The organism is Rhodococcus sp. KB6 (assembly GCF_001445685.1).
Lineage (GTDB): Bacteria > Actinomycetota > Actinomycetes > Mycobacteriales > Mycobacteriaceae > Rhodococcus_F > Rhodococcus_F qingshengii.
The window spans coordinates 122,922-149,106 of sequence record NZ_LNAK01000006.1 but is presented as its reverse complement, the minus strand read 5'-3'; the positions used below and the strand labels follow the sequence as shown (position 1 = coordinate 149,106).

At 62.5% G+C, this 26,185-nt stretch carries 25 protein-coding genes; 12 read left to right on the top strand and 13 right to left on the bottom strand.

Annotated features, from left to right (window positions below):
* The first annotated feature begins 142 nt into the window (after positions 1 to 142).
* The 3 genes from ASU23_RS01380 (at position 143) to ASU23_RS01370 (ending at position 4,569) form a co-directional block, all read left to right on the top strand.
* Entirely contained in the window at positions 143 to 1,096 is a 954-nt protein-coding gene (locus ASU23_RS01380; RefSeq protein WP_007735859.1) for a cyclase family protein, read from the top strand.
* Positions 1,093 to 2,742 carry a class I adenylate-forming enzyme family protein gene (locus tag ASU23_RS01375; protein ID WP_058037001.1) on the top strand — a complete coding sequence of 550 codons (1,650 nt, stop codon included), beginning with the start codon at positions 1,093 to 1,095 and terminating at the stop codon, positions 2,740 to 2,742. The genes ASU23_RS01380 and ASU23_RS01375 overlap by 4 nt, the downstream gene beginning before the upstream one ends.
* A gap of 378 nt (positions 2,743 to 3,120) precedes the next feature.
* Positions 3,121 to 4,569: a histidine-type phosphatase gene (locus ASU23_RS01370; protein ID WP_003943593.1), complete on the top strand. Its 1,449-nt coding sequence runs from the start codon at positions 3,121 to 3,123 to the stop codon at positions 4,567 to 4,569.
* Here the strand turns inward: ASU23_RS01370 and ASU23_RS35220 are convergent.
* Entirely contained in the window at positions 4,515 to 4,793 is a 279-nt protein-coding gene (locus tag ASU23_RS35220) for a helix-turn-helix transcriptional regulator (protein WP_216637108.1), read from the bottom strand. The two genes, ASU23_RS01370 and ASU23_RS35220, sit on opposite strands and share 55 nt — an antisense overlap.
* Before the next feature lie 257 nt (positions 4,794 to 5,050).
* Complete coding sequence (locus tag ASU23_RS01360; protein WP_003943607.1) at positions 5,051 to 5,509, bottom strand: hypothetical protein; 459 nt, start codon at positions 5,507 to 5,509, stop codon at positions 5,051 to 5,053.
* 171 nt (positions 5,510 to 5,680) lie between these two features.
* Here ASU23_RS01360 and ASU23_RS01355 point away from each other — a divergent pair, with 171 nt between their 5' ends.
* The gene (locus tag ASU23_RS01355; RefSeq protein WP_003943533.1) at positions 5,681 to 6,577 is read left to right on the top strand and encodes an oxygenase MpaB family protein; all 897 of its coding nucleotides are present in this window, start codon (positions 5,681 to 5,683) and stop codon (positions 6,575 to 6,577) included.
* A gap of 20 nt (positions 6,578 to 6,597) precedes the next feature.
* Positions 6,598 to 7,095, top strand: a complete 498-nt coding sequence (locus ASU23_RS01350; RefSeq protein ID WP_058036999.1) for a hypothetical protein — start codon at positions 6,598 to 6,600, stop codon at positions 7,093 to 7,095.
* Between the two features lie 7 nt (positions 7,096 to 7,102).
* Here ASU23_RS01350 and ASU23_RS01345 read toward each other — a convergent pair whose 3' ends face one another.
* Positions 7,103 to 7,711 carry a hypothetical protein gene (locus ASU23_RS01345; protein ID WP_003943589.1) on the bottom strand — a complete coding sequence of 203 codons (609 nt, stop codon included), beginning with the start codon at positions 7,709 to 7,711 and terminating at the stop codon, positions 7,103 to 7,105.
* Positions 7,708 to 8,172, bottom strand: a complete 465-nt coding sequence (locus ASU23_RS01340) for a GNAT family N-acetyltransferase (RefSeq protein WP_003943603.1) — start codon at positions 8,170 to 8,172, stop codon at positions 7,708 to 7,710. The genes ASU23_RS01345 and ASU23_RS01340 overlap by 4 nt, the downstream gene beginning before the upstream one ends.
* A 148-nt stretch (positions 8,173 to 8,320) precedes the next feature.
* On the opposite strand from ASU23_RS01340, the gene ASU23_RS01335 reads away from it, so the two are divergent.
* Positions 8,321 to 8,896 (top strand): hypothetical protein, encoded by a 576-nt coding sequence (locus tag ASU23_RS01335; protein WP_064073637.1) that lies wholly within the window; start codon positions 8,321 to 8,323, stop codon positions 8,894 to 8,896.
* Between the two features lie 10 nt (positions 8,897 to 8,906).
* Here the strand turns inward: ASU23_RS01335 and ASU23_RS01330 are convergent, their stop codons facing one another.
* From ASU23_RS01330 to ASU23_RS01320, 3 genes are read right to left on the bottom strand one after another with little or no spacing between them, the layout of a single operon-like run.
* Positions 8,907 to 9,851, bottom strand: coding sequence for a tyrosine-protein phosphatase (locus ASU23_RS01330; RefSeq protein WP_054780978.1), 945 nt, complete (start codon positions 9,849 to 9,851; stop codon positions 8,907 to 8,909).
* A gap of 51 nt (positions 9,852 to 9,902) precedes the next feature.
* The gene (locus tag ASU23_RS01325; RefSeq protein ID WP_003943541.1) at positions 9,903 to 11,066 is read right to left on the bottom strand and encodes a hypothetical protein; all 1,164 of its coding nucleotides are present in this window, start codon (positions 11,064 to 11,066) and stop codon (positions 9,903 to 9,905) included.
* Entirely contained in the window at positions 11,063 to 12,271 is a 1,209-nt protein-coding gene (locus tag ASU23_RS01320; RefSeq protein ID WP_050656388.1) for a phosphotransferase family protein, read from the bottom strand. The genes ASU23_RS01325 and ASU23_RS01320 overlap by 4 nt, the downstream gene beginning before the upstream one ends.
* Before the next feature lie 124 nt (positions 12,272 to 12,395).
* Between ASU23_RS01320 and ASU23_RS01315 the strand changes: the two genes are divergently transcribed.
* Complete coding sequence (locus ASU23_RS01315; RefSeq protein ID WP_003943532.1) at positions 12,396 to 13,019, top strand: TetR/AcrR family transcriptional regulator; 624 nt, start codon at positions 12,396 to 12,398, stop codon at positions 13,017 to 13,019.
* A 30-nt stretch (positions 13,020 to 13,049) separates the two neighbouring features.
* The gene (rraA, locus tag ASU23_RS01310) at positions 13,050 to 13,526 is read left to right on the top strand and encodes a ribonuclease E activity regulator RraA (RefSeq protein WP_003943552.1); all 477 of its coding nucleotides are present in this window, start codon (positions 13,050 to 13,052) and stop codon (positions 13,524 to 13,526) included.
* Positions 13,527 to 13,541: 15 nt separating this feature from the next.
* Here rraA and ASU23_RS01305 read toward each other — a convergent pair whose 3' ends face one another.
* Positions 13,542 to 13,769 (bottom strand): RNA-binding S4 domain-containing protein, encoded by a 228-nt coding sequence (locus ASU23_RS01305; RefSeq protein ID WP_003943569.1) that lies wholly within the window; start codon positions 13,767 to 13,769, stop codon positions 13,542 to 13,544.
* An 88-nt stretch (positions 13,770 to 13,857) separates the two neighbouring features.
* On the opposite strand from ASU23_RS01305, the gene lysX reads away from it, so the two are divergent.
* From lysX to ASU23_RS01285, 4 genes are all read left to right on the top strand, one after another.
* Entirely contained in the window at positions 13,858 to 17,214 is a 3,357-nt protein-coding gene (gene lysX, locus ASU23_RS01300; RefSeq protein ID WP_058036997.1) for a bifunctional lysylphosphatidylglycerol synthetase/lysine--tRNA ligase LysX, read from the top strand.
* Positions 17,215 to 17,227: 13 nt separating this feature from the next.
* On the top strand, positions 17,228 to 18,118 hold the full coding sequence (locus ASU23_RS01295; RefSeq protein WP_003943576.1) for an alpha/beta fold hydrolase: 891 nt from the start codon (positions 17,228 to 17,230) through the stop codon (positions 18,116 to 18,118).
* A 78-nt stretch (positions 18,119 to 18,196) separates the two neighbouring features.
* Positions 18,197 to 19,606: a diguanylate cyclase gene (locus ASU23_RS01290; protein WP_003943555.1), complete on the top strand. Its 1,410-nt coding sequence runs from the start codon at positions 18,197 to 18,199 to the stop codon at positions 19,604 to 19,606.
* Positions 19,607 to 19,611: 5 nt separating this feature from the next.
* Positions 19,612 to 20,211, top strand: coding sequence for a histidine phosphatase family protein (locus ASU23_RS01285; RefSeq protein WP_003943544.1), 600 nt, complete (start codon positions 19,612 to 19,614; stop codon positions 20,209 to 20,211).
* On the opposite strand, the gene ASU23_RS01280 is transcribed toward ASU23_RS01285, so the two are convergent.
* From ASU23_RS01280 to ASU23_RS01260, 5 genes are all read right to left on the bottom strand, one after another.
* Positions 20,212 to 21,201 (bottom strand): ABC transporter ATP-binding protein, encoded by a 990-nt coding sequence (locus ASU23_RS01280; protein WP_042453339.1) that lies wholly within the window; start codon positions 21,199 to 21,201, stop codon positions 20,212 to 20,214.
* Positions 21,201 to 22,298 carry an ABC transporter ATP-binding protein gene (locus ASU23_RS01275; protein ID WP_003943600.1) on the bottom strand — a complete coding sequence of 366 codons (1,098 nt, stop codon included), beginning with the start codon at positions 22,296 to 22,298 and terminating at the stop codon, positions 21,201 to 21,203. Before ASU23_RS01275 ends, ASU23_RS01280 begins: the two co-directional genes overlap by 1 nt.
* Positions 22,295 to 23,389: an ABC transporter permease gene (locus ASU23_RS01270; RefSeq protein WP_230359944.1), complete on the bottom strand. Its 1,095-nt coding sequence runs from the start codon at positions 23,387 to 23,389 to the stop codon at positions 22,295 to 22,297. Before ASU23_RS01270 ends, ASU23_RS01275 begins: the two co-directional genes overlap by 4 nt.
* A complete protein-coding gene (locus ASU23_RS01265; protein WP_058036996.1) occupies positions 23,382 to 24,338 on the bottom strand; it encodes an ABC transporter permease in 957 nt (318 codons plus the stop codon). The genes ASU23_RS01270 and ASU23_RS01265 overlap by 8 nt, the downstream gene beginning before the upstream one ends.
* A gap of 127 nt (positions 24,339 to 24,465) precedes the next feature.
* Positions 24,466 to 26,085: an ABC transporter substrate-binding protein gene (locus tag ASU23_RS01260; protein ID WP_058036995.1), complete on the bottom strand. Its 1,620-nt coding sequence runs from the start codon at positions 26,083 to 26,085 to the stop codon at positions 24,466 to 24,468.
* Between the last annotated feature and the right edge of the window lie 100 nt (positions 26,086 to 26,185).

Below are 26,185 nucleotides of genomic sequence, written 5' to 3'. Positions count from 1 at the left end.
TTGGATTTCCAACAATGCGATGACCACGGCAATCGGTGAACCTGTTGACTACTGATTATCGGCCTGAACATGATGTGGATCACAAAGACCCAGGTCCGCCCGAGCGATCGTTCGGTGTCGGTAGCGAGAGGATCGAATCACCATGACCGAGGCGCCATATCTTGGAGAACTCCTGCGCGACGCACCCAGCAACTGGGGCAAGTGGGGAGAGTCCGACGAGGTCGGTTCACTGAACTACCTCGACGCCGGACAGGTGCTTCGTGGCGTCGGAACCATCAAGCAGGGTTCCGTGTTCACACTCCAACGTCTTATCGGCGATCCCAAGGGTGATCCGGTCTGGCCGGGCCGGAGCCCCGCCGAGCGCACACAGATCTTCGACGAGAGCAGCTGGGACGGCGACGACGCACCCAACTTCCCCGGCGGCCTGCATTACGCGGACGACAAGATCGACGCGTTCCTGCAGGGTTCGACGCAGTACGACGCGCTCGGACACGTCTGGTACGACGGCGCCCTGTGGAACGGATACTCCGCTGACACGACAGTCGGCGGCCTCGAGAAGGCCAGCGTCGAACCGATTGCCGACCGTGGCGTCGTCGGACGCGCAGTACTTCTCGACATGGCAAAGTTCCGCGGCAAGGAAAACCTCGACAAGGCCGAAACATTCACGCACCATGATCTTTTGGCCTGTGCCGAAGCGCAGGGCGTCACCATCGAGAAGCGTGACATCCTCGTCATCCGCACCAACTTCCTCAAGCTGTTCTTCGACCAGGGCGAAGCCTTCTACGAGGGCTTCTGCGAGCCCGGCCTGATCTACAGCCCCGAACTCGTCCAGTGGTTCCAGGACATGGAGATCCCCAACCTTGTCACTGACACCATTGCCAACGAGGTCACCACCGACCCCGAAAACGGTGTGGCACTGGTTCTCCACAACGCATTGATGCGCAACCTCGGAGTGGTGTTCACCGAGATCTGCGATCTGGAGAAGTTGGCCGCGGACTGCGCGGCCGACGGCCAGTACACGTTCCTGTACGTCGCCGCGCCACTCAAGGTCGCAAAGGCCAGCGGCTCTCCCGTGAATCCGGTTGCCATCAAATGACATACGAAGATCGCCCTTGGTTGGCGTTGTACCGCAACGACGTTCCCCCCGACATCGACGTCGAGCACCCCACGATGCTCGAAATGTTGGCAGCGGCGGTCCGCTCTGATCCGGACGCCACGGCTGTGAAGTACTTCGACGGTCAACTCAGTTTCGCCGAACTGGATCAGCAGAGTGACGCCCTGGCCCGAGCACTCCGAGCCGGTGGACTGGTGAAGGGTGACCGCGTCGCTCTGTTCCTCCAGAACGTTCCGCAGTTCGTGCTTGCGCTCGCCGGAATCTGGAAAGCCGGCGGCGTCGCAGTCTCGATCAATCCCATGAGCCGTGAACGAGAACTGGGATACCAACTCGAAGATTCCGGAGCAGCGGTTCTGATCGCTCTCGAGGGGCTCTACGAGTCCGTCGGCCGCAATGTCGTCTCCGACTCGCCGGTCAGGCGAGTTATCACCACCTCGGAACTCGAGTACCAAAGTCGCAACGATCCGAGGATTTTCGACGGAATCGTCAAGAAGGATCTCGGTACCGACGATCTTGCGACGCTGATCGACGAACATCGTCTCGGCGATCCGATCACCACTGACGCTGCACCGGAAGACATTGCGGTACTGACGTATACGTCGGGAACCACGGGTCCGCCGAAGGGAGCGATGACCTCTCACGCGAATATGACCTTCAACGCCCAGGTCTACCGGGACTGGCTGGAGCTCACCCCGAAAGACACGGTTCTCGGAGTTGCACCGCTCTTCCACATCACGGGGTTGATCGGTCACATCGCGGTGTCCGTCCTGGCGAGAATGCCGCTGGTGCTTGCCTATCGCTTCCACCCCGAGGTGATGCTCGACGCGATTCGTGAGCACCAACCGACATTCACAGTCGGCGCCATCACTGCTTTTACGGCACTGCTCAACACTCCGGGTTGCGCGCCGGAAGACTTCACCTCCATACGGTTGCTCTACTCCGGCGGCGCACCCATCTCGCCGACTGCCGCCGAGGCCGTCCGCGCCATGACCGGTGCTGCGCTGCACAACATCTACGGGCTGACCGAGACCACGTCGCCGACCCATGCCGTTCCCGTTGGTGCGGATACGCCGGTCGACCCCACATCCGGAGCACTGTCTGTCGGCGTTCCCGTACCCAACACCGTGGTCCGCATCGAAGACGAGGGCGGTGCGATCCTGCCGATCGGAGAGATCGGCGAACTGGTCGTCCGAGGTCCACAGGTGGTGCGCGGTTACTGGAACAAGCCGGAGGAGAGTGCGTCGGCCATTCGCGACGGGTGGTTCCACACCGGCGACGTGGGGTTCATGGACGAAGCCGGCTGGTTCTACGTCGTCGACCGTAAGAAGGACATGATCATCGCGTCCGGCTACAAGGTGTGGCCACGCGAGGTCGAGGACGTTCTTGCCGAGCACCCCGCAGTCCGTGAGGCGGCAGTCGTCGGGATCGCCGACGAATACCGCGGTGAGACGGTGAAGGCGTTTGTCAGCCTCGTCGCGGGGGCGTCCGTCACCCCGGAAGATCTGATCGATCACTGCAAGCAGCGGATGGCGGCGTACAAGTACCCACGCTCCGTGGTGCTGGTGGAGGAACTGCCCAAGACCGTCACCGGCAAGATACTGCGACGGGAACTGCGCACGATCTCTTGATCGCGGGGCAGCGGGCGGACTTCGCGGTCCGCCTGCTGTCTGATCGCGCACAGTTTCCGGTCGACCGCGCCATTGGGGTAATGGAACAGTAATATGTGCTGAGTACCCACGGACAAACGGGAGACATCAGTGAGCAAGTTCGGACGTAAGAAGCAGCCCACGCCCAAGAGCTACCAGTGGCTGGCCATGACCCTCATCGCGTTGTCGCTCTCCGTGTCGATCGGGATTGCCGCCAAACCCTCCTGAGCTCCGCGAATCCGAAACTTGTAACCCCGCGTCCATCTGCACATGGGCAAATAGGTGCAATTCGGACGCTTAGCTGTTCTAACTTTCCTTCCGTCGTGTCACCTCGGCACCGACGGAGAGGATCAACTCACCATGCGAAGCTCACGCTTCGGCGTGCTGGCCGCTGCCGGCGCTGTCGGACTAGTGCTTGTCACCAGCAGCGTCCAGTCCATCGCCACGGCGTCACCGTTCGGTTCGCTCGACGCCGGTTCGAGCTCCGGTTCGACAGAGATACCAACCGTCAGCGACGGCGGCTTCACGTCCAAGACGCCCTACACTCCCGGCCAGCGCATCGCCGACTATCAGGCGCCGCCGACGGGATACTCCCCCGTGTACACGGAAAGTGTTGCGCGCCATGGTTCCAGAGCACTGTCGAGCCTGAAGTACGACGACCTGAGCCTGCAGCTGTGGGAAATCGCCGAAGCCGAGAACGCATTGACTCCCGTCGGCAAGGAATTCGGCCCGGCCCTCCGTGATCTCATGGCCGCCAACAAGAAGCTGGGGTACGGCAACCTCAGCGGACGCGGGATCACCGAACACAGACAGCTCGGCGCGCGGGTCACTGAACGCCTCCCCCAACTGTTCGACGCCATCGCAGCGCAACAGGGCACCATCACCTTGACCTCGTCGGGTGTGGACCGTGCCGTGGACAGCGCCGAGAACTTCGCGCAAGGGCTGACCGGTGCGTTTCCAGCCGTCGCCGGCGATGTTGCACCGGTGACCACGGATGCCGACCTTCTCTACTTCCACGACTCGGATGCAAACGCCGACTACAAGGACTACGAAGAGTCCGATCCTCGACTGAAAGCCGTCGACGACCAGATCGCCGATCTTCCCCGCACCCGCGAGGTCTCGCGGCACATGATGCTCAGGCTCTACTCGGAGGACTTCGTGAACCGGCTGAGTGCGGGCGAGTTCTCACTCGTCGACCGTGGCAAGGGTTCCAGCACGATCGACAACGAAGTCGACGCCGCGTACATGCTGTACAACACGTACATCATCACTCCGGGCATGGCCGAAGAAGGCAAGTGGAATTTCGAGCGGTTCATCGAACCTGCTGACGCGCAGTGGCTCGCATACACGAACGATGCCGAGGACTTCTACGCCAAGGGCCCGGGCTTCACCGGTGAAGACGTCACCTACCGGATGGCAACTGTCCTGCGCGACGAGTTCCTGCGCGGCCTGCAGAAACATACCGGCGACGACGCCGTCCCGGGAGCGGATTTCCGGTTTGCACACGCAGAAACGATCATCCCCTTCGCAGCACTCTTGAAACTGCCGGGAAGCACCGTCTCGCAGGCGGAGGGCGACCTCTACACCTATGCGAACAACCCCTGGCGCGGATCACAGGTCAGCCCGATGGCTGCGAACGTGCAGTGGGACGTCTACGCCGGACCGGAGGGTAAGCGTCTGGTCCGAATGCTCTACAACGAGCGCGAGACAGCATTTGCTGCCCCGTGCGCTCCGGTGAGCGCCGGGAGTTTCTTCTACACGCCGGACGAACTGGCCCGCTGCCTGCCGGAGATTTCACCGGCAGCCTGAGATCCGGCAACTCGGGATCCAGCCAGCGGTCGACGAGGGCGCGCCCATACCTGGTGCAATGCCAGCATGCGCGCCTTCTCGTCGTCTTCCATCAACAAGGCGTCGCAGATCCTCACGATAACCGGAGCCGAAACACCAACGGACGTACCCTGTTCCAGCCGCTGATAGTGATTGAAGCTGATGTCGGCAATCTGCGCGACATCGCGCCGACTGAGGCCGTGCATTCGGCGAGCACCCTCGCAGCGCATGCCGACCTTTTCGGGCGCAAGACTGTTTCATTTTTCGACGAGCATCTGGCTCATCAACTGACGCGCGCTCGACCCGTTCACGTCGCCACCTTTTCCATCCCTGAAATATGCTTTCACCTAACATGTTTCAGAATATGGGATGGGACGGACCCGGCGGTATCTCCGAGATGACAGATAATCACGCGATACCGCCAACCCTGTGCCCGTCCAGGCTGTGACGATCAGGCTCAAGATCAGGCTATGAACCTGCCGATCGTCGGATTCGACTGGCAGATGGGACTACTGCCCCAGTTGATCGAACCGAACGCCGTCGCAACGACATTGCCGACGCCGGTGTTCACCGTCGCGGACAGGTACGGATAGGTACCGACCAGGTCGACGATTCCGGACTTGCCCGTGTCGGTGTTGACCCACGCAACAGTCACCTGACCCGCCGCCGGGATGGGTGCAGCGGCCGGGAACGAATCGAAGCGAATGTCACCCTTGGCGATGGGCGGATTGGATTCTGGCCCGGACTGGCCGGTGAGCCCGGTCAACGAGGCCAGCGACCCCTGATTCGGACACCCGATAGTGACGGCGGCGCCGCCGAAAGGGTGGGGCGGATCAGCCGAGGCGACTCCGGCGAACATGACGCTCGCGGCAATCGGTAGTCCGATGGCCGCAAAAACCCCGGCCGTGCGTGTGACGCTCATAGCTGCTCCTCGGGTCGACAACACTTTCCGGATACCCCTGGTACAACGCCCGAAACGAAGGAAAGACGACTATTCACACCCCCTAGACAACGCGTGTTGTCAGAACTACAGTCGGTGGTGCAGCTCACACCTATCTCTGCCGCGCGCAGACCAGTCCCAGGGAGTGTTCAGATGAAGCGCTACGACCTCCGCAGTCGCACGGATCAACTCGATCCCGAAACCGATTACGAAGAGATGTCGCGCATTCTCGCGGCGCAAGAGTTTCCCTGGGACATCAATCAGGCGCTCAGCTTCGCACTGTTTCGTACATACGCTGTCCCCTCGATCGGCAAGCTCCTCTTCTCCACGGGCGAGTTCACCGACAAGGTTCAGAAGCGCTACGACGACACCAGCCTGATCCTCGACGCCATCCTCGAGCACGGCCTCAGCAGCACCGAAGGCCGCAAGAGCGTGCGTCGAATGAATCAGATGCACGGCTCGTACGACATCTCCAACGACGACATGCTCTATGTCCTGGCCACCTTCGTCGTCACGCCGGTCAGATGGCTCGACGAGTACGGCTGGCGGAAGATGACCGACAACGAGATCGTCGGGTCGACGAATTATTACCGCCACCTGGGTCGGTACATGAACATCAAAGACACGCCGGACACCTACGAGGGCTTCGTCAAACTTCTCGACGACTATGAGCGCGAACACTTTTCATTCGATCCCGGCGCCCGAGCCGTCGCTGATTCCACCCTCGACCTGATGTGCACCTTCCCGCCCAACAACCTGGCACCGAAGGCTCTGGTCAAGGGATTCGCCTTCGCTCTCATGGACGATCACCTACTCGACGCCTTCCACTACAGGCACCCGAGCACTGCGATGCGCGTCGTCTCACGCGGTGCGCTGAAGGTCCGCGCGCGCCTGCTGCGGTTCTTCCCCGTGCGTACGAAGCGGAAATTCGCCCGCGAGCTGCCCAACATCCGCAGCTACCCGAACGGTTACAAGGTCGAAGACCTCGGCACCTTCCCCACGGGATGCCCGGTCAAGCACCTGCAGGCAGACCAGCAGGCCCAAGCGTAAGCACCTGGGATACTTGCACGGTGGCGCAACTCTGGATGCTCGAGGATCTCGAACCGTGGCGCGACACCCCCATGCCTGGCGATACTTGCGAACCGACGACCTATTGGGCCAGTCCCGAAATGTTGGACCTTCCCGCCGAGGTCTGCTGCGAAATCGATGCACGCATCGCGACCGTGACAATCGACGGCCGCACTGAGCACATAGCCCATCTCGGAAACGGATTTACGACACTGATCGGCGACGATGTCGGAGCCGTCGGCAAGACGCGGTTGAGAGGCTGCCTGGTGTGGGATCGCTACCTCTGGACTCGATACCGCACTCAGCCCACCGGGCGCGTGCGGGTGAAAGAGCGGCCCGGCCACCTCGTTCAACACGAAACACTCTTGACGACAATTCATCCCGGTCTCTTCAACGTCGTCTTCGACGGGCCGACGGTGTACTGCGAGACGAGTTGGGTACCTACCGATTTCGGCGTCCGCTGGAACACGCTGGTAGTCGAACTCGAGACTTGGAAGTGATCGGGCGTCAGTGCCAATACGGCGGATCGATATCCGGGTCGTCGAGCACGGCGTCGATCCGCGAATCAGCCACAATTCGAATGATGGCCTCCTCGGGGGCCGCAATGGTCGCGAAATGTGGATCGACATCATTGGTTATGCACCAGGAATGATCAGCCGGCCAGATGAAGGCCGGATCAGGGGAAGAACCCCACGGCCAACGAGCTGAGTTTTCCACGCTCCAATCGGCGTAGTCGGCAAGCGTTCCACGAAAGAGCCAGTAGTCACGATTGGGGATCTCGAACCGCGGAACGTCATCACCGACTGCCGACCCCCACCCGGTCCACATGCAGAAATAGCACTCGTCGGGTGTGGTTGTGTAACTGGACAACACATCCAGGGCGAAGCCGATCAGCACTTTCTCTTCCGGCCCGGTTTGATCGAAGTCGACATCATTGGATTTCTGACCGGGAAAGCTCGGATCGGGGATGAACCGTAAGCGCGCATACTTCGGAAATCCGATCGGGCCGCGCCCCGCCAACTGATACCAAGGAAGATCCTGATCGACCAGCCAATCGGTAGCCGCCAGATCTGTGCACAATGTCAGGCCCGTGCTGGGCTGATCCGTAATTCTCATGCCTGGGAAAGGGAAGAGCCTCGACCCGCGCGACGCAGGGTGATCAATTCATGGTTCGTCTCGGCGTCGTGTCGACGCCCCTCTTCTTCGAACTCCATCAGCGCATAGAACCTGCGGGCGCGATCGTTGAGCGTGTAGACCTCCAGTGTCACCTCGCCGTGCATGGTTGTGGCGTGTTCGACCAACGCCCGCCCGACGCCCAACCCTTGTGACGCCGGCGCGACGAACAGTCCCCCGATTTCGGAGCCGATCATTCCCAACAGTCCAACGACAGCGGAGTTGTGCTCAGCGACCCAATTGTCGGCCTGAATCAGATAGACCTCTCGCATCTTCTGCTCGCGTTCGCCCGTCCCCTCACCCGCAAGGAACGGATGGGCTTCACGGGCAGCGCGTGACCACAGGTCGACGACCACGTCCTCATCCGAGGGCTGGTAGCGGCGAATGATCAGATCCTGGTTCACAATCCGACCATACCCTCAGACATTAGAGGACTGGCTGGCGCCGAAAATGTTCAATTCGCGGATCTACGCACGACGACCCCGACGTATATCAGTGGACGATTCCGTTCGTTGCCGCTCCGCAGTTACTGCGGTGTGCAAGGGTTGTCCGATGACTGACGGTGATCCGACAACTGAGCGTGGAGGTCCGGCATCTTGGTGGAAGGTGACAGCGATTGTCGCCGCAGTGCTTGTCGCCCTCACGTGCGGCGTCATCGTCTGGTCCTTCATGCCGCCGGTTGTGTACTTTCCGTTCTTTGCGCTCGCAGCCTCAGTACTGCTCGGTTTGGGCGGAGTGTGGTTGATACTCAGCCTGATTGGCTGGATGAAGTACAAAACTCTGCGTTTGAGCACGATCGCGCCGGTGATCGTGCTCGTCACCGGTGCGCTCGTGACCTTGTCCGTCCCTTCGCGTGCTGCGTTTGCATTGTCGAAAGATTCGCTCGAAGCAGTGGCCGCGGATTGCCAGAAGTCGATGGACAACCAAACAATTGGCGTCTACCGGGTCCTGCAGGTCTGGCCCGTCGGCAACGGGTGCCGCTTCCACATCGAGGGTGGTCTAATCGATTCGATCGGATTGGCGTACTTACCTGACGGCGCACCATATCTCGGCAAGCCCCGCCGCGACGGCGAGATCGGATACCAGGAGTTCGACGGCGACTGGTACTCGTTCGTTCAAGCGTTTTAGCAGCGAGAAACTAGCCGACCAGCTTGGCCTTCAGAAGCGCGATCGTGTCCGGAGTGAGTCCGAGACCTTCGGTGAGATAACCGTCGACGGTTCCGTAATCGCTGGCTACCTGCGCGAGTCCAGCTTCCAGGTACGAAGCGTCGACACCGAGGGCCGGCTCGAGATTGGTCGCCACCTGCGGGCTCAGGGCCTGAGAGATCTGCGCAAGGATCTTCTCGTTGGTCGCCTGAAGGTAGGTGTTGCTCAACAGATAGTCGTCCATGATCGTCTGGGCGGGGACACCGGCGATGGACTGCAGCAACATCGCGGTCCAACCCGTGCGGTCCTTGCCTGAGGTGCAATGGAACAACTGCACCCCGTCACTCGCAGCGATGTCCGAGAGGACCTGCTTGAAGCCGGCACGGCGAACGGGATCGGTGACAAAACTGCGGTTGGTGTCGACCAAGAACTGCTTGGCCTCCTCCGGCGACTTGATCGTCGTCGCGAGCTGGGTGAGATCCTTGAACTCGATGGGGATGTTCGTGTACGTCACACCGTCCGGGAGTTTGTCCGCGCCACCGATGAACGGGTTGGAGATCTCGGTTGCGCCGCGCAGGTCATAGGCGTCGGCAAGCCCGAGGCCGGTGAGTGTCGTCTTGTCTGCGTCGGTGGTAGCGGTCAGCGCATTGGACCGGTAGATGACGCCGCGCTTGAGGTGTGAGCCGTCGACGGTGGCGTATCCCCTACCGTCGTTGCCGGCAACGTCGCGAAAGTTGGCCACGGAGGCCAAATTCGGTGTCGGCGCGAGGACAGGATCGAGCGAGCCGAGATCGACCGCTCCAAGCGAGCCTGTGTTGAGAGAGCCCAGGTCGAGCGGGATTGCCGTGGCGGGAGCAGCAAACATCAGACCACCTGTAACAACTAATGCGGCGGCCTTTGCAGTGCGAGCGAACAACATTCGTGTGCGTGTGGACATGTGGCAGTGCCTTTCTCTGCAGTTTGGGATTTGTGGTGTGGTGATCTGGAGTTACGGAGCGACATCACCGATGCCGGTAAATCCGTATCGCTGGTGAGGTCCGATGACTGCTACCTCGAACAGGCCTGTCCCGGTGCGGGTTACGCCGTCCTCGACGAGGGTGAACCGAGCCAGGTTGTCGACCGGGCACAGCATCTTCTTCCACGATTCGATGTCCGAAACCTTTTCCCGCAGGCCTTGAACCACCAGTTCGCCCTGCCACATCCCGTGGCGCCAATCCTGCTCGAGTCCGTAGCCCGTGCCGACACCGATGTAGTTGGGCAGTATCGGTTCGCAGGTGATCTCCAGGATGTGGTCGGATTCGCCTGGTGCACCGGGGCGCCGGAAGTACAGAGTTCCGCTCTTCACCTCGCGAGTACCGGAAATGAACGTGAGCTGGTGGTCCGGTCGACCCAACCACTCCGGCTCGCGCGAGCGGTCCGCCCAGACGCGAGTCGCATCTTCGAGGATTCGGCGTCCCTGCTGATCTTCTTGAACGATCGTGACGATGGTGAAGTCGCCGAATTGCATGATCGAGTAAATCCAGAAGAAGTTCTGACTGCCGGCTATCGCCGGATCTGCCTTGCGTCCAGGCGGTTCCGCTTCGCCGACCGGTCGCACACCCCAGGACCGATCGCGATTACCCCGCCACGTCTCCGGGGTGACCGGGATGACGTCGCCGTCGACGGTCAGGGATCCGGACCATGTTCCGGTCTGCACGAATCGTTGCGTGTCGAAGGTGACTCGTTCGAGCTGGCGATGGAAATGTCTGGCCTCGAGATTGGCGGGGCCGTCGGACTCGAAGGTGAGGTCGAAGCTCAGGTCCGGCGCTTCGGGACTCGGGTCCAACACCACACGTAGGCGGTGCAGACCCTCGATGATTTCGATTCGCAGCGGGCCTACTGACAGGTCCATACGATCGTCACCCAAGGCTCGGGATGCCCGGAAGACAATATGGTCTTCGCCGCGCCGAAGAACCGCAAAGCCGTCGCATACACCAAGATTGGGGTACTGACCGAGACCGATGATGAGAAACAGCGGCTCGGTGTCGCCGTCGACGCCGGCATGGCAGTTGAAGTAGTAGCGGTCGTAGAAGTTTCGATCCGAGGTGCCCACGTGGCGGATGGTCTCGGCGATCTGATGTACCGGGTAGTCGTCGAGCGGGGACAGTGTCATCGTGCATCTCCTGTTGTGAGCGGGGATGTTGCGAGCGACTCCCAATAGGTGCCGTCGAGCATGGCTTCGAGTGTTTTGTGGTGCAGGATCATCTCGTCCGGGTTGTCGGGGAATTCGGCCTGACCGAAAGCCACTGCGCGGCTTTGGACTCGGAACATGATCACCGCGTGCCGCAGCGCGGCGTAAAGGATGTAGAAATCTAGATCCGCAACCTGGTGGCCGGAAAGCGAGCCGTAGGCCTCTGCCACGTCCTCGCGACGAAGGAAGTCCGGCATTCCGGGGAGTCCGGCCATGGCAGCGAGATCCTCGAAGAACCTGTGCTGGAAGATCATCCAGCCGAGGTCCAGCTCACGCGGCCCCAGTGTGGCCATCTCCCAATCGAGGACCGCCGCCGGCTCGAAGTCGCGGTAGATGACATTTCCGATCCGCGAGTCACCCCAGCAGAGCACTGCGGAACCGGAATCGACGGGAAAGTTCGCTTCGATCCAGTCGAAACCGCGCTCGATCAAAGGAGATCCTGGTCCGTCGGCTGTTGCCCACTCGTAATAGCGCCGCTGGTCCTCGAGGTGCGCGCGAAGTGCTTCTGCCCCAGTCGGTTCGGCACCATCGCGGCACAACTCGGGGAGTGCGAGGTGCGGATCGGCCATAGCGTGTAGCTCGGCGAGCACCCGGACCGATGACTGCTGGAGTCGAGAACAGTCGTCGGCCGAAGCTTCCGAGAGCCAGGATCCGAACGTGTACGGCATGACATCGGGCGGGATTTCGCCCTCACGCCGTTCCATCACGAAGAACTCGCCGCCGAGCGCGTCCGGGTTGCTCTCGGACCAGTACACCCGCGGGATCGGCACCGACGTGTGAGCGGCGACGGCGCTCATGACCCGAAACTGCTGGTCCAGGTTGTAAGACGGAAAGATCGGTACCGCACTGTCCCGCGGGGCGATACGGGCGACCAAGCGATGCTCGGCTCGAATCCCGTCCTCGATCCACGTCGCATCGAAAAGCACAGTTTCGTTGGACATGCCGTTCGCGGCCGGCACCTCGACCGAGGTCACGGAAGGTTTCGAACCTCGCCACAGCACGGTCGCGAGCCAGCCTTCGAGGCTGCGCCGCATCTCCGCCGGGTCGTTGCGGGATTCGCCGGGCCTGGCAAATTCGGCGTAGTCGGGATCTTCGCCGGAGGTTTCTGTTTCGGTTCGAAGGTTCATCACCACTCCTCGTGGTTCGGTGGCGCCGATGCGCACGTGCCGATTGTCGATACAATATGTATCGACTAAAGCCGTGACAGAATGTAACGGCCATCACAGCGATACCGCAAGGGATTTGCCCAAAATGTCCAAAGATTCCGAAACTCAGCACCGCCTGGGCCCGCAGCGAAACCCTGCAATCGACGACGCAGTACTGGACGCGACCAGGCAACTGTTGGAAGAAAAGGGGTACGCGGGCACGTCCATCGACGCCATAGCCACGCGTGCGGGAGTAGGACGTCCAGCCATCTACCGTCGGTGGCCGTCGAAGGCACACATCGTCAACGACGCGATCTACCCCGTACTCGACGTCGAACAGGGCGCGGACATCGACACCGAACTCGGCACCGAGGGCACGATCACGGATCAGATCCGCGCGCTGGTGCACGGCGCGGTTGCTCTGTTCGCAGCTCCCGCCACACGAGCCGCTGCTCCCGGATTGATGAGCGAAGTGCGAACAAACGCGGAATTACGCGACGTTCTCGTGGTGCGGCAACTGGCCGGAGTCCGCGTCGAGCTGAACCGTCGACTCGAGGCGGCGAGAGAGCGCGGCGACATCCGAAGCGGCGTCGACGCCGACGCTCTTCTCGACATCATGGCGGGCGCGGCCATCTTCGCGCTGTCGGTTCGTGACGTCTCGGACCCGGGACCGTTTGCTGATTCTCTTGCCGACATAGTGCTGAACGGAATACTCCCCGACGACAACTAGGCGCCAACCTCGCCGACTATCCTGTGGGGCATGACCGAGCCTGTAGCGACCGCTGACCTTGCCGACGAGATCGGACCCGACATTCGTAGCTGCGACACGCAGTTCACCCAGTTCGGTGGACGTGAAGTCTTTGCCGGCCCCATCACCACCATCAAGTGCTTCCAGGACAACCTGCTCGTTAAGCAGACCCTCAGCGAACCGGGCAACGGCGGAGTCCTCGTCGTCGACGGTGACGCGAGCATCCACACCGCGCTGGTCGGCGACATCATTGCCGGCCGCGGCGTCGACAACGGCTGGGCCGGCGTCATCGTCAACGGAGCCGTCCGCGACTCCGCGATCCTGCGCACCCTCGACATCGGCGTCAAGGCTTTGGGCACCAACCCGCGCAAGAGCACGCAAACCGGTTCGGGCGAGAAGAACGTGCCGATCGAAATCGGCGGAGTCACCTTCAACCCCGGCGAGATCGTCTACAGCGACCAGGACGGCGTCGTCGTTCGCGAAAGCTAGTCAGAAGTCGCGGGATCAGGCGGGGGCTTCCACTTTGGCGGCCATCCCGCCGATCTCGACGACATCGCCGTCACGAAGCTGGCGGCCCCGACGATCTTCGACCTCACCGTTGACCGAAACCATGCCGTCGGCGATCACTTCCTTCGCCTCCGCGCCCGATTCGATGAGGTTCGCGAGCTTGAGAAACTGACCGAGCCGAATCATTTCGTCGCGGATGGGTACTGCTGGAATGTTGTCGGTCATGTCAATCATCTTCCTCCTCCCACAAAACTGGACACGACAGACCACACTTAGCGTGAGGATCTGATCGACCGGTAGGAGAGGAAGCTCGATGGCACCATTGACCGAGGTATCGGACACCACTGCAGAGTTGGTGGAATCGCCACCCGAAAATCCGCGCCAGGCGCGTCGATTCCGCAAAGGGCGGTTCAGCCAGGTTCCCCATATCTCGGGACTGATCCTCGGAGTCTTCTCCGTACTGGTGTTCCTGTGGAGCATCTCGCCGGTACTGCGGCACATCCTCCGCGTCCCACGCGAATACATCGACAGCTACTACTTCGACGCACCGGATACGAGCCTGTCGTGGGCGCTCGTCGTCGCCCTGCTCGCCGCCGCCCTCGCGAGCCGCAAGCGCATCGCCTGGTGGCTGTTGACGATCTACCTGTCACTGATCACCCTCACCAACATCGCCTCCGCGATCGTCGACAAGAACCCGAACAACGCCGTGGCGGTTGTCGTTCTGCTTGTCGTGATCGGAATCCTCATCGCGGCGAGGCCCGAGTTCTACACACGCGTACGGCGCGGCGCCGGCTGGAAAGCACTCGGCGTACTGATCGGCGGCATGGCTGTAGCGACCGTGATCGGTTGGGGCCTTGTCGAACTCTTCCCAGGTGACCTACCGCAGAACCAGCGATTCCTCTGGGCCCTGAACCGCGTCACCGCTGCAGCTTCGGTCGACAACGAGGTGTTCGACGGCCACCCGCGTGTCTTCGTCAACACGGTCCTCGGTCTCCTCGGTGCCATCGCGCTACTCGCAGCCGTCATGACGCTCTTCCGCGCGCAACGCTCCAACAACGCGCTCACCGGAAACGACGAGTCCGCGATCCGCGGGTTGATCCAGAACTTCGGCGCCGACGATTCGCTCGCCTACTTCGCCACCCGCCGCGACAAGGCCGTCATCTTCGCACCGAGCGGCAAGGCCGCGATCACGTACCGCGTCGAGATCGGCGTCTGCCTCGCCAGTGGTGATCCCATCGGTGATCCTGAAGCGTGGCCGCACGCCATCGAAGCGTGGCAGGGGCTCGCATCGCAGTACGGCTGGGCGACGGCCGTCATGGGCGCCAGCGAAACCGGGGCGACGGCATACAAGAAGGCGGGCCTGAGCGTCCTGCAGCTCGGCGACGAAGCGATCCTGCGCACCCGCGAATTCAATCTCAACGGACGCGACATGCGCCCGGTGCGCCAGGCCGTCACTCGCGTGAGGCGTCACGGCGTCACCGTGCGGATGCGACGCCATCGCGACATCCCGCCCGAGGACATGGCAGCCGTCATCATCCGCGCCGACGACTGGCGCGACACCGACACCGAGCGCGGCTTCTCCATGGCGCTCGGCCGACTGGGCGATCACCTCGACGGCGATTGCCTCCTCGTCGAAGCCGTCATGGGTGAAGGCACCGAGGACGAAAGCGTCGTCGGCATGCTCTCGCTCGTGCCGTGGGGACCGAACGGTGTTTCGCTCGACCTGATGCGCCGTAAGCCGACGGCGCCCAACGGTGTCGTCGAATTGATGGTCTCGGAGTTGGCCACACGTTCGGACGAGATCGGCGTCGTGCGAGTTTCGCTCAACTTCGCCGTGTTCCGCTCGGTGTTCGAGGAAGGTTCGCGCATCGGCGCGGGCCCGATCCTCCGCATCTGGCGCTCGGTGCTCGTCTTCTTCTCCCGCTGGTGGCAGCTCGAAGCGCTGTACCGCTCGAACGTGAAATACCAGCCGGATTGGGCGCCGCGCTTCCTCTGCTTCGAGGACAACCGCGAACTGCCGCGCGTCGGATTCGCGTCGGCCATCGCCGAAGGCTTTGTGGTGCTGCCCAGTTTCGGGCGCAAGTCCAGCCAGGTCGTCAAGCACACCGGCACGCATGCGGCGGTGCCGGCAGCTCTGGTGACTTCCGAAGGACTGCATGCCGACGGCAGCCCGCCGGACTCGGCTCCGACGTTCACGACCAACGGTCCGCGTCGACCCGAGCAGGTCCGCGTGCGCATGAACAAGCTCGCGCAACTGGCCGACGAAGGGATCGCCGCCTACCCCGTCGCCTATCCACCGACGCACACGATCGCGGCCGCAGCGAAGTCACCGGAGGGCACCCGCGTGCGAATCGCGGGACGCCTCCTGCGGGTCCGCGACTACGGCGGAGTGGTGTTCACGGACGTGCGCGACTGGTCCGGCGACATCCAGGTTCTGGTCGACCAGGACAACGTCGGCCGCGAGAAGTTGGCGGAGTTCGCTGCCGAGTTCGATCTCGGTGACCTGATCGAAGTCAGCGGAACCATCGGGCGCAGCCGCAAGGGCGAGCTGTCGCTCATCGCCGTCGAGTGGCGCATGAACGGCAAGTGCCTGCACCCGCTGCCGGACAAGTGGAAGGGCCTCTCGGATCCCGAGACCCGTGTCCGCCAGCGGTACCTCGACATCGCCCTCAACCCGAAGGCCCGCGAACTTCTCGAGGCTAGAAGCGCCGTCGTGAAGTCGCTGCGCGATTCACTCGGTGGTCGCGGATACCTCGAAGTCGAGACCCCGATTCTGCAGCAGGTGCACGGCGGAGCGAATGCCGCTCCGTTCCTGACACACATCAACGCGTACAACCTCGACCTCTATCTCCGCATCGCACCCGAGCTGTACCTGAAGCGGTTGTGCGTCGCCGGTATGGAGAAGGTGTTCGAGATCGGCCGCGTGTTCCGCAACGAGGGCGTCGACTTCAAACACAATCCCGAATTCACGATCCTCGAGGCCTACGAAGCCCACAGCGACTACGAGGGCATGATGCAGATGTGCCGCGAGCTGATCCAGGCGGCGGCCGTCGCAGCATTCGGTCGCGAGATCATCATGCGTCCCGGCCCGGACGGCGAACTGGTCGAGGTCGACATCTCCGGTGAGTGGCCGGTGAAGACGATGCACGGCGCCGTCGCCGAAAAACTTGGTGTCGACGTCTCCCCCGAGACAAGTCTCGAAGACCTGCAGAAGTTGTGCGACGCCAACGAGATCCCGTACCAGTCCAGCTGGGATACCGGCGCCATCGCGCAGGAAATGTACGAGCACCTGGTCGAGGACTACACGGAGTTCCCGACGTTCTACACCAACTTCCCCACCTCGATGTCGCCGCTCACCCGGCCGCACCGCAGCATCCCCGGCGTCGCCGAGAAGTGGGACCTGGTGGCGTGGGGCGTCGAACTCGGAACCGCATACAGCGAGCTGACCGACCCTGTGGATCAGCGCAACCGGCTCACCGAGCAGTCGATGCTCGCGGCCGGCGGCGACCCGGAAGCGATGGAATTGGACGAAGACTTCCTCCAAGCCCTCGAACACGCGATGCCGCCGACGGGTGGTCTCGGGATGGGCGTCGACCGAATCGTCATGCTGATCACGGGTGGCAGCATCCGCGAGACGCTGGCCTTCCCCCTCGCGAAACCGCGTCAGTAGTCCGGATTCTCGCGTGCCGGAATTGTTCCACGTGAAACCACCGGGCGAGATCTTGCAGGTCGGCGAGAGCCGACTGCATGTTCTTGCCGAGGGCGACGGCCCCGTCGTCGTCCTGTGCGGTGGGCTGGCGGGCAATTGGTTCGACTGGGATGACTGCGCGCGTCATCTTCAGTCGGACCACACCGTCGTCCGCTTCGATCGCCCGGGCTTCGGGCTCAGCGAGCCTACTTCCGAAGTTCCGACCGTCCGCGGCGAAGCTGAGCGGATCCGCGACGTGCTCGACATTCTGGGACTGAGTGGTCCGGCCGTGGTGGTCGGCCACTCCATCGCCGGCTTCTACGTCGAAGGCTTCGCGCGCCTGTTCCCCGATCGGGCGGCGGGGATGCTCCTCCTCGATTCCAGTGCCGAGAAGGAGCCGAAACGTCTTTTCCCCCGCGACCTGCTGCTGATCGCCTCCCGAGCCGCCGCGGCTTCGTTCAGCACCACCGGGCTCCAACGACTCCTCGGTACGACGACGCGCAAAATCCTCAACCAGTCCGTGCCGCCGAGCGGGTCGTCCGAAGCCACTCTCGAATGGGTGCGGAAGATCTACCGCGAGCCTCATTATCTGGAAGCGGCGATGATCGAATACGTCGCGTACACCGATATGGCGCTGGAGCTCACCGCTTTACGACGCTCGAGCAAGCATCCACTGCCCGACATCGACCTCAGCGTCGTTGCTGCACACACTGGCCACACCACTCCCTGGTCCATCGCCTGGATGGCAAAGCAGCAGAAACTCGCCACCTACCTCGGCGGGAGTTTTCACGTCCTGCGCCCGGCGCATCACCACGCGATGATCGATCAACCCGAGGAGTTGGCGAACTTGATTCGGCGCCTCACGCAGCCGAACCGTCGGGGATGACACTTAAAGTTACAACTCGGACAGTAGCCGGATCATTGCTAGTCTCGGACAGCTTCTGCTTTCTACGACAGGCTGACCATGGACCGTTCGACACGTCGGGTGCGCTCGTGCCTGATTTTCGTGGCGATCCTCGTTGTCGCCCTGGCGGGCATCGCCGCCCGTCCGCCCGGTTTTCTGTCGACCTTCTGGCCCGCCAACGCGATCCTTCTGGGCATTCTCCTCCGTAACCCACGCTCGTTTGCGCCGATCGGACTCGCTGTCGGCGGCGCAGCGCTGCTGACGGCGGATCTTGCGACCGGAAGCCCCGTGCAGAGGGCCTTCGAACTGAATGCGATCAATCTGGTCGGCGTCACGACAGGATTGATCGCCGCGAACTTGCTCGGCTGCTTTCCACGGCGAATCTCCGAGACGAAGTACACGGCCAGAATCTTCCTCATCTCGGTTCTGGCGTCGTTCACGGCCGGGTCCGCCAGCGCACTACGCACTCAACTCCACGAAGGAAGCGGTGCGGCAACGGAATTGGTGGGGTGGTTCTTCGCCGACCTGTGTACGTATCTGATCGTGCTGCCGATCGTTCTGTCGGCACCGACGCTCGAACACATTCGAAGAACCTGCGGGCCGTCCGTGCGGCAGAGTCTGCGCTTGAGGCGGCTCGCACAGATCCTGGCACCTCTGGCCGCTCTCCTGGCCTGTCTGCCACTCGCCCTGGAGGTCCAGGGAGCCCTTGCGCTGCTGCTGCCGATGCCGGCGCTCCTGTGGTGCGCAATGCGTGTCTCACTGTTCAGCACTTCGCTCCTGGCAGCCGGATGGAGCGCGTGGGCACTGGTCATGGCGGGTAAGGGACGTCTGGCACTGGCAGATCCGGTGCACCTACTCAGTGAGGGGGTGACCACCCGGATCTCCGTCATCTTGATGGCACTCTCCCCCATCGCCGTAGCCGTCGCCACTGGCGCACAGCGGCGCGCTGAGCGAGAACTCCAACGCATCGCCGAATGCGACGCCCTCACCGGAACGCTGAGTCGCCACGCGTTCTGGACCCAATCGCAGGAACTCCTCGACGCCCAGCACGCGGCGCAACGACCGATCGCCGTCATGATGCTCGATCTCGACCACTTCAAATCGATCAACGACAACCTCGGCCACCTCACCGGCGATTCCGTCCTCGAACAGTTCGGAAACACCCTCCTCGCCGCTACCGAAGGGCTGGGACTCTCCGGCCGACTGGGTGGTGAAGAATTTGCCGTCGCCGCCGCCGACTGCACCTTCGAGGAAGCCATCCAGCTCGCGGAGCGCATCAGAGAGGCGCAAGAGGCCCACGCGCGATCCATTCGCGGTTTCGCGGGAACGGTCAGTATCGGCGTCGCCTGGGCCGATCGCGCGATGCCGGGCATGGAGACTCTGCTCGATATCGCCGACAACGCGATGTACCAGGCAAAACGCGACGGCCGAAACCTCGTGGTGGCGTTCGATCTCTACATGGCAAGGTGACGTAGGTGCAACTACTCCTGATCCGACACGCGCTCCCCGAACTGGCCGAGGTCACCGAAGGCCGCGCAGATCCCTCGCTGACCGACGAAGGTCGTGCCCAGGCACTACGGCTGCCCGCAGCACTGGCGCCGTACCGGATCACCGGACTCTTCAGCAGCCCGCAAAAGCGCGCACTCGAGACCGCAGCCCCGGTAGCGCAGATATTGGGCCTTCCGGTCACCCAGCGCGAGGGTCTGGCGGAATACGACTACGAGCAGCCGCACTACATCCCGATGCACGAGGTCCTGGAGCGGGCGCCGGAAACCTATGCGCGCATCAAAGCCGGCTGGCTCCCCGAGTCGGTGGACGGCGACGCCTTTCGTGCGCGAGTCCTCGGTGCGATCGACGAGATAGTCGCGGCAACGGACAACGACGCCACCGTGGCGATCTTCTGCCACGGCGGCGTCGTCAACATCGTTCTGCAGGAACTGCTCGGACTGGAGCGCCCGTTGACCTTCCCGATCGAGTACGTGTCCGTCACGCGCATTCTCGTGTCGCGAAACGGAAGCCGCAGGGTCGGGTCGATCAACGAAACCGGTCACGTACGCAACATGCTTCGCGTGTAGTCACACGTGGTGGCACGCCACCTGATGGCCGCCCTCGACGAGACGCAGCTCGGGAACTACCTCGGCGCAGAGATCAGTAGCCAGCGGGCACCGCGTGCGGAAGCGGCAGCCACTGGGCGGATTGAGCGGCGAGGGCAGTTCGATGACCTTCTGCTCGACGTTCTGCGCCGCGGTGACGGTGGCGTCGGGATCGGGAATCGACGCCAGCAGTAGCTGCGTGTACGGGTGAAGCGCGCGGTTCTGCATGTCTTCTGCGGGAACGATTTCGCAGACGCGGCCCAAGTACATGATCATCACGCGGTCGCTGATGTTCTTCACTACGGCCATGTTGTGCGCGATGAACAGCAAAGACAGCCCGTGACGCTTCTTCGCATCCTCGAGCAGGTTCAGAATCTGCGCCTGCACGGACACGTCGAGGCTCGAGACCGGCTCGTCACAGATCAGGACCTTGGGGTCGAGCATCAATGCGCGGGCGATGCACACGCGCTGGCACTGACCACCCGAGAGTTCGCGTGGGGTTCGATCCCACACCATGTCCGGGTCCAGCCCGACCTCGGCAAGAACCTCGCGCGCCCGAGCTTCGATGGCGGCCTTGTCTTTTCCACCCCAGATCGACGGACCCTCGGTGATGAGAGCCTTGACCTTGCGACGGGGATTCAGGGAGGAGATGGGATCCTGAAAGATCATCTGCAACTGAGTGCGGCTGCGACGCAATTCTTCCGCGCCCAGTGCCGTCATTTCCGTCTCTCCGAGGCGGATCGAGCCCGACGTCGGTGAGGGCAACTGCATGATCGCCCGGCCCGCCGTGGACTTGCCACAGCCGGATTCACCGACCACGCCCAAGGTTTCGCCCGGCGCGACGGTGAAGCTGATTCCGGACACGGCGTGAACGGTCTGGCCCTTGCCGACGTTGAATTCGACGACCAAGTCCTCGACCGTCAGGGCCGCGTCCACCGTCTCGGGCTTCCTGGTATCGGTTGCTGCAGTCATCAGACCATCTCCTTCACCGCGAGCGTCAGGCCCGCTGCGGTAGTGCCGGCCTTCTCGTTGGCGACCAATGCCGTTGTGCCTTCGGGGGTGTCGACCGGGTAGTGGCACGCGAACGTGTGGCTTTCGGTTGTGTTGTCCCCCGGTCCGCCGGGAGCCAGGGCCGGGTCGCCGGTCAGGCAGTCGTCCTGGGCGTAACGGCAGCGGGCGGCGAAGCGGCAGCCGGTGATCGGCTTCGTCATGTCCGGGAGACCGCCCGGAATTGTCTGCAGCACTGTGTGCGTCGGTGACTCGAGTCGCGGAATCGCGGCCATCAGCGCTTCGGTGTACGGGTGGCGAGGACGAGTGAACAACTCTTCGGTCGCCGACGTTTCCACGACGGAACCGGCGTACATGACCGCAACACGGTCCGATCGACCCGAGACCACACCGAGGTCGTGGCTGATCAGAATGACGGCCATGTTGAGCTTGTCGTTGAGTGAGGCGAGCAGATCGAGAATCTGCTTCTGCACCGTCACGTCGAGAGCGGTGGTCGGCTCGTCGGCGATCAGCAGTTTCGGCTCGCAAGCCAGCGCCATCGCGATGACCACGCGCTGTCGCATACCTCCCGAAAGTTCGTGGGGGTACTGGTCGAGCCGACGCTTGGGCTCGGGGATACCCACCATCGACAGGAGTTCCGCTGCGCGATCGCGGGCCGCGTCCTTCTTCAGACCCAGGTGGAACTTCAAGGATTCGGTGATGTGGGTACCGATGCGCTTGAACGGATTGAGCGAGGTCATCGGATCCTGGAAGACCATGGCGATCTCGGGTCCCCAGAAGTGCTTCATCTCCGACTTCTTCATCGTCGACATGTCGCGGCCGGCAAACGTCACCGTCCCGCTGATGTCGAGAGCCGGGCCCTTCTGGAGCAGTCCCATGATAGTGCGCCCGAGAACCGACTTGCCGGAACCGGATTCACCCACGATGCCGAGAGTTTCGCCGGCGGAGACGTGGATCGAGACACCGTCGACTGCTCGCAACTGGCCACGGGGAGTGGCGAATACGGTTCTGATATTGTCCGCCTGCAGCAGCGGAACGCCGTTCTGAGCTGAAGTGGTCACAGCTTACTCCGATACTTCTCGCCGATGAGGTTGAAGGAGAACACCGTAAGGAAGAGGAAGACGCCTGGTACCAGGACGATGAACGGATGCTTCTCCACGATCCCGCCCTGACCTTCCGCAATCATGTTGCCCCAGGTCGGATCAGGTTGTGCGATACCGAGTCCGAGGAAGCTCAGTGATGCTTCCGCGACGATCAGGCCGGAAACGGCCACCAGTCCGAGCGCGGCGACGGGAACGAGGACGTTGGGAACCAACTCGCGCCAGATGACGCGCCATTTGGTGGCGCCCATGGCTCTCGCGGCAAGCACGAACTCCCGTTGGGCGACGACGATGGTGTTTGCCCTGGCGATTCGAACCATGCTGGGAATGCAGAGAATCGACAGTGCGAGGGTGATGTTGCGCAGGTTCGACGTGAGCACCGCGGCCAGTGCGATGAGCAGCACCAGAGAAGGAATGGCCAGCAGCGAGTTGGTCAGGATTCCGACCACGGCGTCGACCTTGCCACGGAAATAGCCGGCCATGACGCCGATGGTGCCACCGATGATCATGCCGATCAGCACGGCGCAGATGGCGACAGTCAAGGAGGCGCGAGCACCGAACAGGGCGCGGGCGAGGAGGTCGAGACCGAAGTTGTTGGTACCCAACGGATGATCGGAGAGCAGGCTCGGCGAGGCGAAGCCCGGCTCGGCCAAGGTCTTGACCGTGTCCTTGTACTCACCGAGTGGCAGCAGCGGCGCGAAGATCGCGGCCAGGATCAGCGCGCCCAGCCAGATGCACGCCAACCAGTACGAGAGATCGAACTGACTGCCCCACTTGGACGTACCGAGTTTGCCGAGACCCTTGAAGAGGAAAACCAGGGCAACGAGCGCGAGCACGATGCGGACGGTCATCATGATCGCTGAACCGAAGAGTGCGGTGCCGAGCAGCGCAACGCCGACCACTGTGAGAATCGATCCGATCAGGACCAGATTCTTGGGCTGTTCCAGCGTCTCGACGGGACCGGGAGCCAGCAGGACTGTCTGCTGCCGGTATGTCATCACCTCGGACGGGGCCGGCGACGGGGCCGCTCCGTCTGGCGTCACTTCAGACATGGACACGACGACTCCTCGGGTCAAGATAGGTGTACAGAACATCGATCGCACTGTTGACGAGGACGTAGATGACCGCGATCACGACCACCGCGCCCAGCAGCATCGGCGAATCACCCTGCTGCGCTGCGCGGACGATGAGCGTGCCCATTCCGGGCAGTGAGAACAGCGTCTCGACGATCACGGTGCTGCCGATCATGCCGCCGAGAGCCAGACCCATCATCGTGATGAGCGAGAACGACGACGGGCGGAGCGCGTCGCTGAAAAGCACTCGCAGCGTGGGCATTCCCTTGGCCTTCGACGCGAGGATGTAATCCTCACGGAGCGTCGTCACCAGGTCGGATCGGAGAACGCGAGTGAACATCGCCATCTCGAGGAGGCTGATGGTGATCGCGGGAAGTACTGCGTGTGAGAGGTTTCCGGACAGGCTGTCGCCGATGCGCACCCACTGTGATCGCGGGAACCAGCCGAGCCAGTTGACGGTGACCATGATCAGCAACAGACCGGCGAGGAAGCTCGGGACGGAAAGAACACCGAACGTCGCGGCGCTGATGACGCGGTCGATGACGCCGCCTTCGTGGTGCGCCGACCAGAGTGCGAGCGGAACTGCGACGACGAGTGCGATGACCAGACCCATCACTGCCAACTGAACGCTGACGGGGAGAGCGGAACTGATCGCGGTGAGGACGTCCTGCTGCGGGGGAACGAGCGAGTTGCCGAGGTCGCCCTGGAGAGCGCTGGTCAGCCAGTCCCAATAGCGAACCAGGAGTGGATCGTTGAGTCCGAGCTGCTGCCGAACTTCCTCGTACTCGGCAGGCGTTCGGCCTTCACCGAGAACGGAGACAGCGGGATCGCCGGGGATCAGTGATGCCAGCACGAAGGTTCCGAAGCTGACGATCAGGATCACAATGACGAGCTGGCCCAATTTCTTACCTATTGCGCCGATGTTCATCGATTTCGTCTCCTTCGGACAGCGAGCTCGCAATACACAGCAGTTCCTCTGATTTCATTTCTTCGTTCGCAGCCGGCCCCGATCCGCTGCAATACGGGCGCGGGGCCGGCTGTGAACTTCAGGCTCTCTAGGACTTCCAAGCTCCGTCGAAGAGCACGATTCCGTCGAGGCTCTGCTCGAGTCCGTGAACGTTCTGGTTCCACACGTCGAGTGCGGCGACGTTGCCCCACACCTGCCACGGGACGGTCTCGTTGGCGCGTTCCTGGATCTGGGCCAGGACTGCCTTCTTGTCCTCGTCGGTGGTTGCGACGCCCAACTTGTCCAGGAGAGCATCCATTTCGGCGTCGGAGTAGCCGGTCGCGTTGTTACGGCCACCGGACTTGATGCCCGTGTACAGACGCTCGTAGGGATCGGCCTCGGCGAGGCTCAGTGCTGCGGTGCTCATGTCGTAGTCGTGATCGGCGTACATCCGCTTGACCAGATCACCTGCACCGGTGACGTATTCGATCTGAGCGTCGAAGCCGACTGCGTTGAGCATCGCCTGGATGGCCAGAGCCGTTGCCTGTGCGGACGGTTCCTGGATGGAGAGGAAGGTGATCTTTCCGTCGTAGCCGTCGGCCTTGGCCTGATCGAGCAGTTCCTTCGCCTTGGCGGGATCGACGCCGATCGGTGCGACGTCGTTGTGCCAGCGCGAGGTGTCCTGGAAGATCTCCTGGCCGGGCAGTCCCTTGCCGTTGTTGACGCGGGTGTTGAGCGTCTCCGGATCGACGGCCAGCGCCATCGCCTGGCGGACACGGACATCCGAGCCCGGGCGGCCCGGGGCCATGTTCACGTTGGCGATGTAACCGAGCGACGGGATGTCGACGAAGCCGGGGTAACCCGACTCGATCAGATCCAGGATCGGGGTGAGCGTACGCATGTACGCGGCGTCGATGCCGCCCGTCTTGAGTGCTTCGGCGGTGGGCTGAGCGCCGACGATGCTGATCAGCTTGAGCTTGTCGATGTTCGGTGCGCCGTCGTAGTAGTCGGGGCGAGCAGCCAACAGCAGTTCCTCGTTGGGAGCGAACTTCTCGAGGGTGAAGGCGCCGGCGCCGATCGGGGTGAACTGGTCACCCTGCTGGGCGCTCGGGGCGACGATCATGCCGGGTCCGGTGGCGAGCATCGACTGGATGCCTGTCCACGGATCAACGAGGTTGAAGACTACGGTCGTCGCGTCGGGGGTGTCGATCGAGGCAACCTTGGAAGCCCACAGGCTCGACTGAGGTCCCTTGTTGGTGACGTAGCGGTTGATGCTGTCGGCGACGGCCTTCGCGTCGAGAGCTGTGCCATCGCTGAACTTCACACCGTCGCGGAGCTTCAGCGTCCAGGTCTTGCTGTCCGAACTCGCTTCCAGCGACTGAGCGAGCTTGGGCTCGAACCTCTGCCCGATGGGGTCGTAACGCATGAGCACGTCGTAGATGGCGCTGAGCTCGCTGCCACCGGTGGCGCCGGCAACCTGAGCCTTCGCGGGATCGAGAGTCGTGACCGCCGAGTAACCGCTGAACGTCAGCGTGCCGCCCTTGGTGGGAGTGCCGGGATCGGCCTGCTCGTTGACCATGCCGATCTTCAGTGAGGAACCGGAATCAGCGGATTCGCCGCCGCCATTGCTCGAGCCGTTGTCGGCGCACGACGCCAGGAACATACTTGCGGTGATCGCCAGCGCAGCCGCAGCCAATCTGCGACTTCCGCGGCGGGAACTACGACTCATTCGAATGCCTCCAAGGCGGGGTAAGACCGTGACGTGATGTTGAACACGAAACAGTCTGTGATGGGAGGCACAGAAAATTGGATCGAGTCTCGCTCAGTGG

Excerpts from the sequence above, each read along its gene's own strand:
- ASU23_RS01260 (WP_058036995.1), bottom strand. The coding sequence starts at position 26,085 with ATGAGTCGTAGTTCCCGCCGCGGAAGTCGCAGATTGGCTGCGGCTGCG.
- ASU23_RS01270 (WP_230359944.1), bottom strand. The coding sequence starts at position 23,389 with ATGTCTGAAGTGACGCCAGACGGAGCGGCCCCGTCGCCGGCCCCGTCC.
- ASU23_RS01305 (WP_003943569.1), bottom strand. The coding sequence starts at position 13,769 with ATGACCGACAACATTCCAGCAGTACCCATCCGCGACGAAATGATTCGG.
- ASU23_RS01370 (WP_003943593.1), top strand. The coding sequence starts at position 3,121 with ATGCGAAGCTCACGCTTCGGCGTGCTGGCCGCTGCCGGCGCTGTCGGA.
- ASU23_RS01345 (WP_003943589.1), bottom strand. The coding sequence starts at position 7,711 with ATGAGAATTACGGATCAGCCCAGCACGGGCCTGACATTGTGCACAGAT.
- rraA (WP_003943552.1), top strand. The coding sequence starts at position 13,050 with ATGACCGAGCCTGTAGCGACCGCTGACCTTGCCGACGAGATCGGACCC.
- ASU23_RS01375 (WP_058037001.1), top strand. The coding sequence starts at position 1,093 with ATGACATACGAAGATCGCCCTTGGTTGGCGTTGTACCGCAACGACGTT.
- lysX (WP_058036997.1), top strand. The coding sequence starts at position 13,858 with ATGGCACCATTGACCGAGGTATCGGACACCACTGCAGAGTTGGTGGAA.
- ASU23_RS01335 (WP_064073637.1), top strand. The coding sequence starts at position 8,321 with ATGACTGACGGTGATCCGACAACTGAGCGTGGAGGTCCGGCATCTTGG.
- ASU23_RS01265 (WP_058036996.1), bottom strand. The coding sequence starts at position 24,338 with ATGAACATCGGCGCAATAGGTAAGAAATTGGGCCAGCTCGTCATTGTG.
- ASU23_RS01320 (WP_050656388.1), bottom strand. The coding sequence starts at position 12,271 with ATGAACCTTCGAACCGAAACAGAAACCTCCGGCGAAGATCCCGACTAC.
- ASU23_RS01315 (WP_003943532.1), top strand. The coding sequence starts at position 12,396 with ATGTCCAAAGATTCCGAAACTCAGCACCGCCTGGGCCCGCAGCGAAAC.
- ASU23_RS01380 (WP_007735859.1), top strand. The coding sequence starts at position 143 with ATGACCGAGGCGCCATATCTTGGAGAACTCCTGCGCGACGCACCCAGC.
- ASU23_RS01325 (WP_003943541.1), bottom strand. The coding sequence starts at position 11,066 with ATGACACTGTCCCCGCTCGACGACTACCCGGTACATCAGATCGCCGAG.
- ASU23_RS35220 (WP_216637108.1), bottom strand. The coding sequence starts at position 4,793 with ATGCACGGCCTCAGTCGGCGCGATGTCGCGCAGATTGCCGACATCAGC.
- ASU23_RS01290 (WP_003943555.1), top strand. The coding sequence starts at position 18,197 with ATGGACCGTTCGACACGTCGGGTGCGCTCGTGCCTGATTTTCGTGGCG.
- ASU23_RS01360 (WP_003943607.1), bottom strand. The coding sequence starts at position 5,509 with ATGAGCGTCACACGCACGGCCGGGGTTTTTGCGGCCATCGGACTACCG.
- ASU23_RS01330 (WP_054780978.1), bottom strand. The coding sequence starts at position 9,851 with ATGTCCACACGCACACGAATGTTGTTCGCTCGCACTGCAAAGGCCGCC.
- ASU23_RS01280 (WP_042453339.1), bottom strand. The coding sequence starts at position 21,201 with ATGACTGCAGCAACCGATACCAGGAAGCCCGAGACGGTGGACGCGGCC.
- ASU23_RS01355 (WP_003943533.1), top strand. The coding sequence starts at position 5,681 with ATGAAGCGCTACGACCTCCGCAGTCGCACGGATCAACTCGATCCCGAA.